This is a genomic window from Pelobium manganitolerans, assembly GCF_003609575.1.
Lineage (GTDB): Bacteria > Bacteroidota > Bacteroidia > Sphingobacteriales > Sphingobacteriaceae > Pseudopedobacter > Pseudopedobacter manganitolerans.
On sequence record NZ_MBTA01000012.1, the window covers coordinates 22551 to 34231 of the forward strand.

An 11681-nucleotide genomic window follows, 5' to 3' on the forward strand; every position below is an offset into this window, starting at 1 on the left:
GCCGTAGCAAGTTCAGCTCATTTTTAATATCTTACCAAAACCGCGTAGGTTGTAGTATTTTAAGCTTGTTATTAAGAGTTAAGCCAAGCATAATCTCCTGGGTTCCGTCAGAAACTGTGTTCAATTGCGAACGGGTAAAGTCATAAGCGTAGCTGATGTGTAAAAGCGAAGAGATGTTAAAGCCCAGTATGCCCGAGTAAACTTTGGCGCTTCTGTAGCTGCCTCCAACCCAAAATTTATCTTTAAAAGCTAGCTTGGCGTTAAAATCTACAGATAGCGGAGCAGGCTGAGCCATTTTCGCCATTAATGACGGAATTAGCGAGATGTTATCTGTTAACCAAAATTTATAGCCGGCGGTAGCGAAATAATGCGGTACGGTTTTACGGTTTGTGAAATTATCATTTCCGTGTATTGTTGTTTTTTGCGGCAAAAGTTGTTGTACAGAGGCGCCTATAAAGTAATTATAATCATACATCCAAAACCCTATGTTTAAGTCTGGCGCTATTTTGCCACTTTGCGCAGCCACAAGAGCAGGATCGTCATCATTTTCAGGATCTAAAGTGGTGGCGTTTAGGCCTGTTTTTAAGAATCCAATACCTATACCCAAAGCAATGTTTATCCGCGAAGACAAGCCCATATGGTAAGCGTAAGTTAAGCTTCCCGAGATTTGTTTAAGCTGACCGGCTTTGTCATCCATAAATATAAAACCCAAACCATGATGAGGCTCAGAAGCCGCGTAGTCTTCGCGATAGTTATGCACATACATTCCTGTCCCCGTCATGTTGAAAGAAGTAGCGGTAGTTTTTTCATCTTTTTTGCCCAAAGGGAAATGCAGGCTTAAGTAATTTGTTTCAGGACTGCCATCTAAACCTTTCCACTGTTGTCGGTGCGATGCTTTTACATCAATGTAATTCTCTATCCCCGCCAACGCCGGGTTAACGATGTAATTATTTAAAATATATTGGGTAAACTGCGGTTTTTGTTGGGCAGCGGCGAATTTAAAAGGTGTAACTGCAAAAGCAAGGCTAAGCCAAAAAAGAAAGCGCGCTATTTCCTTCATCTTACGATAGTTACAGATCCAGAATATTTAAGCGTTTTTTCTGGGATATTGATGATGTAGTAATATGCCCCTTCGGGTAAATCTTGGTTGCCTTTTTTGCCGTTCCAGCCCTGTGTATAAATACCTTGGTAAACAATATCGCCATAACGGTTATATAATGTGAGCATAGGCGAAGGATAGCTTTCTAGATACTTAATATTCCATGTGTCATTTATCCCGTCTCCGTTTGGCGTAAAAACATTCGGGATTTGTGGCGTTTGCAACACTCTTACCGTTACACTGTCTGTTGTGCTGCAACCAAATTGGTTAGTCACAATCAGGTGGTAGGTGGTGTTTTGTGAGGGCGACGCTACGGGGTTTAAGATAGTTGAGGCACTAAGCCCTTCTTGGGGAAACCAGGCATAGCTTAAGCCGCTTCCAGAAACTAAAGGATTTAATGCGACGGATCCGCCTACTAAAATAGTTTCTTCGCGGTTTAAATTGATTTTTGGATTAGCGAAAACCTGAATAGTTTGCTGAAGCGCTTTTTTACAGCCATTGCTACTTACAAATTCGTAGTTAATGGTATGTATGCCTTCTCCGGCCACAGCTGGCGAGAATACACCGTCGCTACTAACCCCGTTACCAGAAAAAATCGCTTTTCCGGGTAAGCCGTTGTTCTCTTTCGCTTGGCTAATTAAAAAGGGGGCATCATTAATACAAACAGCCGGTATGCTGTCAAAAGCAATCTGAGGCGCAGCTTTCAAAATAATTGTTTTTTCCTGCACATCCGCGCAGCTCTGGCCCGAGTAAACAACCATTCGCACTTTAACCGTTTTACTTAGCGGTGTAAAAAACTCCGGATAAAAATGGGTGTACACTCTTTTGGATCCGCTTCCTCTCAATTCGGGATATTCATCGCTTTCTTTTTGGTCGGGACGGTTGTCGTAATCAAAATACCAGTCTATTTTAGTAATCTCACCAAAATCAACAGAAGCCAAATCTTTAAACCGTATACCTGCGTCAACACAAAGATTATCCTCGTTCACAAGCTCAAAATCAGCTTTAGGTATGCTTCCGTTTACCGTAAATGCTTTTTCAATCACGGTGGCGCATCCGGTAAGTGCGGACCTAACTGTAAGTTTTACTTGATAAGTTTTTGCTTGATGATAGAGGTGTGTGCCATCTTTTTCGGTGGAAAAATTTTTTGTTCCAGAAGCAGGATCTCCAAAATCCCACAAATAAGTGAGGTTGCTACCGTCTGCAATAGTAGAGTTGTTGACGAAAGTTGCAGATGCATCTTTAAGGCAAATATCGGGAGTTTGAAAATTGGCTATGGGCGTTGGGCCTACAACAACTTTAATCACGTTGCTTTTGCTTGTAGAGTCACATGCAGATATTACAACTCGGCGATAAGAAACGGAGCTTTGGCTTTGTGGCGGATCATAATCAATTGTAGTTGCACCCGGGATATTGTTAAAAGTTGTCCCGTCGGGTGACGATTGCCATTGATATTGGTAAGCGCCATTTCCGCCCGATGGCGTGCTTCCTTTGATAAGTTCGGCGTCGCCGGTATCGCAAAAAACGGTTTTTGCAAGTGCTATTGAATTTGAGGAAACTGCCGGCGTGGCGATGATTTTAATGTCTTCTTGGGTGGTACTTTCTCCATCGTAATTGCCGCCTGGCACAGGGCTGTTATTGGCTTCATACGATGTTTTTGCTGATCCGAAAGCATCTGTTTTCGCGGTAATAAGCCGTTGAGGGTCTGACGCCGTTCTTGTAGGGTCAAGATATAAAGCCTGCGCGCTAGCGTTCAGTATGCCTAAAGACGCAGCACAATTTACTGTGAATTTTAATTTTAAAGTTAATGTGTCTCCCGAAGGAATGTTAAACGGGCCGGTGCGAATGTTGAGTTTCCCGTGGGATACTTCAAATATGCTGCCCGGGTTAGTAACTTTAGTCTCTCCGGTTATGGTAGCCGAAATGCTATCACAAAGAAGATATTGCGAAAATAAACCCTCTACCATTACACCGCCTGCATTTCCCACGTTCTGGGCATTATAAACTTGGACAGTGTATTCTACCTTGCTGCCTTTAAAAACATTGCCGGCGGGACTTTGGCTCTTTAAAGTAGTGTGTAATATGGGATAACACGAAGCCCCGCCACTTTGCAAATACGCGGGTAAGTCGGCTATATTATAACGGATGCTCTGGCCATTTGTGCCGTCTTGGGCGCCATGTTTCTCGCCCGAGTTTTCCGGGGTGCTTCCGGCTTTGCCACCCAATATATTTATGGAAACTTTGGCTGTTTGCGGCATCGAAAAGAATACGAGTCCGCCACCTCCGCCGCCGCCAGTTCCATGTTTATTTCCCTGCTTATCAGTCGGGGTGTCTCCGCCGTTTCCGCCCTTGGCCTCAATAGTTAAGGTAGATGAAGTATCCGGATTGGAAACTTTAAGGAACACCGTTCCGCCGGCGCCGCCACCTCCGGCACCGTCTGGTGCCGATCCTACGGCACCTATCTCCCCGTTTCCGCCGTTGGCCAGCACAATTCCGCTACCGGTTATGCTGCCTACATTGATCAGTACTAAGCCGCCACCAACGCCCCCTTTTACACCACTAAGCGAATTGTTGGCATCTCCGCCACCACCACCGCCGCCCATAATCAAGCGTTTCAGATCAGGCGTGTTTTGATAAGTGGTAGAACCTGGCCTGCCCCCGTTCGGGAAATCGCTGCCCATTGTACTTACGCCGTTGCCGCCCACACCGCCGTAACCTCCATTTCCGCCGCCTCCGCCACCGGCATTATGGTCATTTCCTCCACCACCACCATTTGCGGGTGCGCCCTTTCCGAAAGCCCCTCTTGGTAAACCTTCTTCTGGCAACGTAACTTCGTTATAGCCGTCCCACATAAACTTGGGCGTTCCCGCAATACCTTCTCCTTTGCCCGAAGCTTGTGTCGAGCTAGAAGAAACCGCGTAGATATTAGCGACGTTATTACCCGAATTGGCCTTAAGTCCATATCCTCCCCTAAATCCCTTAGAAGAAGCATCTATTTTACGGCCATTAAAGTTCATGCTTCCCGAAACATCAAAAGCCACAATACCGCCTACAGACCCGTTAAAAGGCGGTGTGGAAATGTTTGATGTAAGCAACAGATTAGAATATTGAGGCACCCTTACAATTTGAAAAGTTCTTTTCCCCCTGTACGCGTCGCCCGGTTGGTTAACATAAGCGTGAACGGTGCCTTTATTTAAGCCTGCGGCCCTAAAATTAAGATTGCCTCCCGTTAATGGGACATCATTAGTGGCAATGGCATATTCAAAATATCCTGTATTATTTATGTATTTATAACCGGTGCCTCCTAAGCCGTCTGGCCCAGAATTAGGGATGCCCGCACCGTAGGTTATGGTGTTATCGTAATTTATCTGCGCATCTTGCATTTGGATGATGAGCACCATATCTCCTGCTTTAATCTGCTGACTGCCAAAGCTATTATTATAGGCGTCTGTTGCCGGCACCGCTAATAAAGTTACCGATCTACCGCCCTCTGGGATAGAAGCCTTGGCCGCTGGCGGGTAATAGGTGTTAACAGCGGAAGCTGCATTTGCAGCACCGTCTAAACCCGGTGTGCCACATATTTGCGCATAGCTTAAGCTTACTGCCAAAAAATTAAAAGCTGTTATTAAAGCAGATTTTATCATTTATTTAAGCATAGATGTTTCTATGCAGATAGGTGCAATTGGTGATTTTTTAAATATAAATGATTTGTGTTGGCATTTGATGAAAATAAAGCTAAATTATTTTCGCTCGCAGGGAAATTTGTAAAAAGAAATAGCACACGCCTTCTTTTGAAAGTTTTAGAATACTAAGTTTGGACGCTTGTTTAAGGAATGCCGTTAAGAATGATTGCCCATAAGCACATAAGAAATGTGGCAAAGCAGTGTATTAACGAAGGAAAGTGTAATCCAGCTAATTATTCAGATGCTTTTTAGGATGACGGTTTTGCGCAAATTTAAAAGCCTACTGTTGGTTTTACCCTGCTATGCGGAAAGCCGAAATATTTCTTAAATGCAATGCTAAAGTTGTTTTGATGAGAAAAGCCAACCATAGTAGCCACTTCACTTATCGCTAATTTCTCATCGCACAAAAGTTGTCGGGCTTTCTCCATGCGTAAACGCGTAATGTACTCATAAACGGTTGAGCCGAAATAGGTTTTGAAGCCTTTGCGGAGCTTAAATTCATTTAAACCTATCTCCCGCGATAAATCCTTCTGATTAGGCGGAACAGCGAACCGTCTTTTTAGCAACGCGCTCGCTTTTTCAAGTTTAATAATGTCATGGTCATTGCCAAAGTCTTTTTCTAGCTGTTGACTGCGGTAAGTTGCTTTTAGCTGGCAGTACAGTAACTCCAATAGCAGATCCTCTAACAGTTTGCGTCCGTTTTTTTTGGTGTTGTTGAAGTTGGAGAGTAGGTTTAAAATACGTTGTTTTTCTGGGCTCAGCAATATGTTACTCAAGCTATCTAGCGGTTGCGCGCCAGCTTCAATTAGTTAATTGGAAACCCTATGATGCTTTGGAGATTACCGCGGGTGGCCGGTATGATTTTATAGTAAATTACGGCTGGCGTTTAGACCCTTTTCTTGCGGTCCAGTATAAAGTTGCGCCTTTTTTAACCGCCAAAGCGGCGTACAGTACCGGCTTTAAAGCTCCGGATATGCGCAAGCTTTATCAGGTTTCGTTTAACCCGGCTTATAATTACATGATGGTGGGCAGCGCAGTACTGCGCAATACGATTAATCAACTCCGCGAAAGCGGCCAAGTGAGCCAGTACGAGTTGGAGCCAGTTTACAACGAGATAAAAGGGCTTTCACTTAATGCAGAGATGAGCAAATCATACAATGCCAGCCTCATCTTTGAAAACCTAGCACAAAATATCCGCGTTGAGGGCGGTATCTTTTATCATGATATTGTGAACCAAATTAACCCCGTGCTGGTTGGAAAAGATATACAAGGCAGATTTATATATGCTTACCGCAATTTTGCGCGTGCTTTTTATAAAGGGGCCGAGCTTTCTTTCAGTCTTAAAGCTACGGATCAACTTCAGCTAAGTGGCGGATACCAATATCTGGAAGCAAAAGACCAAAGCGTGGCTGATGAAATCCGCGAAGGCGGAAAATACGGTATGCCGCTGTTTGATCCAAGTACGGGATACGTAAATTACAGTCCGTCGCCATCAGATTATTGGGGCATCGAAAACCGCTCGGTGCATATGTTTAGCGGACGTGTTTTTTATACTTTTCCGGCGCCAAAACTTACGGCGAATGTGCGTGTAAGCTACCGTGGCAAATATCCTTTTAGCGACAAAAACAATAACGGTTATTTAGATAGGTTTGACACTTTTGTGCGCGGGCATTATCTGCTAAATGCAGGTCTGGAAAAAAAGCTTCCCAAACAAAATTTGTCCCTAAGGTTCACGGCAGAGAACTTACTGAATTTTGTAGATCAAAAAGTGCCGTCGCAGCCGGGTAGGTTATTTTTTGTGGGGATGACTTATCGTTTAAACAATAAGCTATGATGAGTGTTTTAAACACTAAAACTCGATTTGTTGTTGTTTTTACGATACTGGCCTGCCTAACACTAAGTTTAGCGAATTGTGCTAAAAGTGGTAATAAAGCCGACAAGCCCGATGTGGAGAAAGAAGATACACGACCTTTAAGACAACGCTATTCCACCGCACCGCAAAATTGGCCTAAAGCAAATTGGTACCAAGGTGTTAAACAAACGGAGCTAGCTGTTTTCATATCTAACCCTAAGCCCGCCAGTGAAGAAATGCTGGTGCTGGGCAAAGCCCTGTTTTTTGATAACCGCTTAGGCAACCGTAACAATTCTTGCGCATCATGCCATGTACCAGCAAACTACTGGACAGATAAAGCCATTGTAGCAGCCGGGGGAGGCAACAGAAATTCGCCCAACATCCAAAATTCGTGGTATTTAAATGGGAATTTAATGTTAGATGGGCGGGCGGCAACATCCGCTCAGCAAATTACTTTGGCAATAGAATCGCCACACGAAATGGCCGGCAAGGTTTCGGATCTGCCAAAACGCTTAAAGGCAATTGTGGGCTATAAGCCGATGTTTGTTGCGGCTTATGGAAACGAAGACATTACGGAAGAAAAGATTTTAAATGCCATAGCGGCGTTTTCTAATAGTATTGAGAGCGGTAAAACTGCGTTTGATGATTTCGTTGAGGGCGATTACGCGGCTTTAAGTGACGAGCAGATTGAAGGGATGCATCTTTTTCGCACTAAAGCGGGATGCATTAATTGTCATAACGGGCCGTTTTTTACCGATTTAGAGTATCATAACTTGGGTTATTCTTTGGATTTTGACGGGCAGTACGACTACGGACGTGCAAATTTTACAGATAAAGCCATTGATAGGGGAAAGTTTAGGACGCCAGGCTTGCGCAACGTTTCTTATACCGCACCTTATTTGCATAACGGAACTGTAGCATCTTTAGATGAGATGGTAGATTTATTGATAGATTCTTTGCCTCAGTTGCAAGGGCAAAAAATAGCTGGAACCTTATCGCCACATATTAAAAAGCTTAACCTAAGTTACGATGAACGCAACGCATTATTAGCTTTTTTGGGAAGTTTGAACAGTAGTCGGCCAGGCGTTCAACCTCCGGTATTGCCTCAGTAAACAGAGACTGTTAAAAATAAACCCGCCAATTTCAATCATTTGGTGGGTTATTTTTTGCATTATCTAGTTGGATAATTACGCACTCGCGCTGTTTAACAGTGCTAAATCTTCTGTGTCTAATTTCAGTTTTGGTGCATCAAATAAAGTTTGTAACTGTTGCTGGCTTGTTGCGCTAACAATTGGCGCTCCAATGTTTGGCTGGGCTAAAAGCCAAGCTAAGGCGACCGTGGCCTGCTTACTGCTGTGTTTTGTAGCTACTTTATCCAAAGCGTCTAATACGGCAAAGCCTTTATCGTTTAAATATTTTTTTGAACCGGCGCCGCGTACACTTTTTCCAAAATCGGCTTCGCTGCGGTATTTCCCGGTTAAAAATCCTGATGCTAGTGCCCAATAAGGGAAAACACTGAGCTTGTGTTTTTCAACCAAAGGCAAGTAATCTTTTTCGTAATTGGCACGCTCAACCAGGTTGTAATGAGGCTGTAAGGCCACATACTTTGGAAGATTGTTTTTCTCGGCAACATCAAAAGACGCCACCAGCCTTTCTGGAGATAGGTTAGACGCCGCAATGTAACGTACTTTTCCTGCTTTTATAATTTCGTCATATGCAGACAGCGTTTCTTCAACAGGCGTTTTATTATCATCAAAATGTGTGTAATATAAATCAATATAGTCTGTTTGCAGGCGCTGTAAACTTTCATCTACAGATTTTAAGATATGCTTTTTGCTGATATCGAAGCCGTGTTGTTTAGTTTCTGAGCCGACTTTTGTGGCTATCACCATATCTTTGCGGTTGCCTCTTTGTTTTAGCCAGTTGCCAATGATGGTTTCAGATTGGCCACCTTTTCCGTTCACCCACCAAGAGTAGGTGTCGGCAGTATCAATAAAGTTAAATCCAGCATCTGTAAATGCATCCAAAATTTCAAAAGATTGCTGTTCATTTAAAGTCCATCCAAATACATTGCCCCCAAAATTGATGCGGCCAATCTTTAAATCGGTGTTGTTAATCTGTATTTTCTCCATTTTTTCAAAAATATGTTTCGTAATGTTTTGCTTCTTAAAGCTAACCTTTATCCGTGCACCATAATAGCACCAAAAGTTGATATTCTTTTGCTGAAACGATAGATATAACCTTTAGGCAGCAATTAGGAGACGGTGGCGTATTAAGAAGTTGAGGCTTGGATAAGCGAAATTATCGATAGCTTTTCTCAGGTTTTTGGTGGTCCCGGCGAGAATCGAACTCACATCTAAAGTTTAGGAAACTTCCTTGCCTGCAATCTTCCCCTCCGCACGGCATTCAGTCAGGCTAACATTGGATTAAATGATGATTTTGCTTTTCAAATATCGTCGTCCCGCAGCGGTTTTAAAATATTTTTCCTTTAAGATTGCGTCCTTCACATTATCAAATTCCTCGAAATACACGATTTTAAATGGAATGTAAAACTTATTCGATTTCGTGTTACCGGAATTATGTTGTTTAAGCCTCTCGTTAAGATTTTCGCAATGCCCTTTATAACAATAATCGAAATTTTCGCTTTTTAAAACATAGGCGTAGAACATGAAACAACATTTTGGTGGTCCCGGCGAGAATCGAACTCACATCTAAAGTTTAGGAAACTTCTATTCTATCCGTTGAACTACGGGACCAATACATTCCTAGTTTTAAAGTTTAGGCAACTTCTATTCTATCCCCGTCCGAACGGCGTTTGGCCGGGCGGGCGTTGAACTACGGGACCAATACATTCCTAGTTTTAAAGTTTAGGCAACTTCTATTCTATCCCCGTCCGAACGGCGTTTGGCCGGGCGGGCGTTGAACTACGGGACCAATATGCTACCTAATTACGCTGCCAGGTGCAAACGTTTGGGTAGGCGTCACAAAAGTAAGTTTTCCGTCCGAATTTTCGGCCATTAAAATCATACCTTGCGAAAGTATTCCTTTTATTTCCCGCGGTTCTAAATTAATCAGGATGCTTACGTGCTGACCAACAATGTCTTCTGGGTTATAATATTCTGCAATACCCGATACCACCGTGCGTTCGTCCAATCCGGTATCTATCGTTAATTTCAGCAATTTCTTGGTTTTTGCAACTTTCTCGGCAGCTAAAATCTTTCCCGCGCGGATGTCTAAGCTGGCAAAATTATCAAAACTAATATTTGCTTTAGCCGGTAAAGCGTCTTTTGCGGTATGTTCTTCAACAACTGGTTTTTTACTGTTGAGTTTGGCCAGCTGTTTTTCTACCAGTTCATCCTCAATTTTTTCAAATAAAAGACTTGGTGTGCTTAATTGGTGACCATCTGCAAATTTAAAGTCCTGTTGGTACAAGCCGGTTTCTGGCAAATTCAACATCGCAAAAATTTTGGTAGCCGTACGTGGTAAAAATGCTTGCGATAAACTTCCTAAATGCGCAATAATGTGCAAGCAGTTTTGTAGAACCTCGCGGGTTTCTTCTGGTTTTTCTTTAAAGGTTTTCCAAGGTTCTTTTTCGGTAAGATACTTATTTCCTAAACGCGCAACATCCATCAATCTCGCTACCCCGTTCCTAAACTTAAAGTCATTTAAATAAGTATCTATTTCTGTATAAGCTTCTTTCAACTGGTTTTGCAAGGTATCATCTTTCAAAGATGTTGCGCCAAGTGTTTTACCTTCAAAATACTTGTGCATTAAAATCATCACCCTATTTACAAAGTTGCCCAATATAGCAACCAACTCGTTGTTTATGCGTGCTTGATAGTCTTTCCAAGTAAATTCGCTGTCGCTAGTTTCGGGCATAATAGACGTAAGCACGTAACGCAGTTCATCTTGTTTGTTAGGCAATTCTTCTAGATATTCATGCAACCAAACCGCGTGGTTTCTGGAGGTTGAAAGTTTGTCGCCCTCTAAATTTAAAAATTCATTGGCAGGTACATGTTCGGGCAAAATGTATTCACCATGGGCGTGTAATATAGACGGAAACGTAATACAATGGAAAACAATATTGTCTTTTCCTATAAAGTGGATTAAGCATGCATCATCTTCGGGGTTTTCTTGTTTTTTCCAATAGCTTTTCCAATCTTTTCCATGATCTAAAGCCCATTGTTTGGTAGCAGAAATATAGCCGATGGGAGCGTCTAACCATACATAAAGCTTTTTCCCCTCGGCTTCTTCTAAAGGCACATCAACGCCCCAGTCCAAATCGCGTGTCATAGAGCGGGGCTGTAAACCCTGTTTCAGCCAAGAGCTGCACTGCCCATAAACGTTGGTTTTCCAGTTGTCTTTTTTGCCTTCTAAAAGCCATTTTTCTAGCCAAGGCTGATATTTATCTAAAGGTAAATACCAATGTTTCGTAGGTTTTAAAACCGGAGTTTTGCCGCTCAGCGTAGATTTTGGGTTTATAAGTTCCGTGGGGCTTAAAGAAGTGCCGCATTTTTCGCACTGGTCGCCATAGGCACTGTCGTTACCACAACTTGGGCAAGTGCCTGTAATGTACCTATCGGCTAAAAACTGATGGTATTCTTCATCGTAATACTGGTCCGAAAACTTTTCTACAAACTCATCTTTCTCATACAAATTCAAAAAGAACTCTTTGGATAAATCATGATGAATGGGTGCGGATGTGCGGTGGTAAATGTCGAACCCGATACCAAAATCTTCAAAGCTTTGTTTGATTTGATTGTGGTATTTATCAATAATAGCTTGGGGCGTAGTACCTTCTTTTTTTGCTTTGATGGTAATTGCAGCGCCATGCTCATCAGAACCACAAACGTAAACTACATCTTTCTGCTGTAAACGTAAATGCCTTACAAATATATCGGCCGGAATGTAAGCGCCAGCCAAATGGCCTATATGAAGCGGTCCATTGGCATAAGGCAAAGCCGATGTCACCGTATATTTTTTAGGGTTTTTTGTCGTCAAAACGTAGGGGTGTTTTATTAATTTGCAAAGATAATTGATAATATTA

General features: G+C 42.7%; 8 protein-coding genes and 2 tRNA genes. 2 read left to right on the top strand and 8 right to left on the bottom strand.

Translation table 11 applies throughout. The features are described from left to right. Positions 1-31 precede the first annotated feature (31 nt). From BCY91_RS06670 to BCY91_RS06680, 3 genes are all read right to left on the bottom strand, one after another. On the bottom strand, positions 32-1060 hold the full coding sequence (locus BCY91_RS06670) for a PorP/SprF family type IX secretion system membrane protein (protein ID WP_120181192.1): 1029 nt from the start codon (positions 1058-1060) through the stop codon (positions 32-34). Then, the gene (locus tag BCY91_RS06675; protein ID WP_120181193.1) at positions 1057-4743 is read right to left on the bottom strand and encodes a T9SS type B sorting domain-containing protein; all 3687 of its coding nucleotides are present in this window, start codon (positions 4741-4743) and stop codon (positions 1057-1059) included. Before BCY91_RS06675 ends, BCY91_RS06670 begins: the two co-directional genes overlap by 4 nt. A gap of 311 nt (positions 4744-5054) precedes the next feature. Further along, positions 5055-5558 carry a helix-turn-helix transcriptional regulator gene (locus tag BCY91_RS06680; protein ID WP_182995321.1) on the bottom strand — a complete coding sequence of 168 codons (504 nt, stop codon included), beginning with the start codon at positions 5556-5558 and terminating at the stop codon, positions 5055-5057. Between BCY91_RS06680 and BCY91_RS06685 the strand changes: the two genes are divergently transcribed. Together BCY91_RS06685 and BCY91_RS06690 are read left to right on the top strand one after the other, a co-directional pair. Next, positions 5546-6616, top strand: coding sequence for a TonB-dependent receptor plug domain-containing protein (locus tag BCY91_RS06685; protein ID WP_262696787.1), 1071 nt, complete (start codon positions 5546-5548; stop codon positions 6614-6616). The genes BCY91_RS06680 and BCY91_RS06685 overlap by 13 nt on opposite strands. Continuing rightward, positions 6613-7746 carry a cytochrome-c peroxidase gene (locus tag BCY91_RS06690; RefSeq protein WP_120181196.1) on the top strand — a complete coding sequence of 378 codons (1134 nt, stop codon included), beginning with the start codon at positions 6613-6615 and terminating at the stop codon, positions 7744-7746. Before BCY91_RS06685 ends, BCY91_RS06690 begins: the two co-directional genes overlap by 4 nt. A gap of 75 nt (positions 7747-7821) precedes the next feature. Here the strand turns inward: BCY91_RS06690 and BCY91_RS06695 are convergent, their stop codons facing one another. The 5 genes from BCY91_RS06695 to metG form a co-directional block, all read right to left on the bottom strand. After that, the gene (locus BCY91_RS06695) at positions 7822-8766 is read right to left on the bottom strand and encodes an aldo/keto reductase (protein ID WP_120181197.1); all 945 of its coding nucleotides are present in this window, start codon (positions 8764-8766) and stop codon (positions 7822-7824) included. Between the two features lie 194 nt (positions 8767-8960). Continuing rightward, positions 8961-9021, bottom strand: a tRNA-Arg gene (locus BCY91_RS17570). Between the two features lie 39 nt (positions 9022-9060). After that, positions 9061-9303, bottom strand: a complete 243-nt coding sequence (locus BCY91_RS06700; protein WP_120181198.1) for a GIY-YIG nuclease family protein — start codon at positions 9301-9303, stop codon at positions 9061-9063. Between the two features lie 12 nt (positions 9304-9315). Beyond that, a tRNA-Arg gene (locus BCY91_RS06705) sits at positions 9316-9390 on the bottom strand. Between the two features lie 184 nt (positions 9391-9574). Next, complete coding sequence (gene metG / locus BCY91_RS06710) at positions 9575-11635, bottom strand: methionine--tRNA ligase (protein WP_120181486.1); 2061 nt, start codon at positions 11633-11635, stop codon at positions 9575-9577. Positions 11636-11681: the final 46 nt, after the last annotated feature.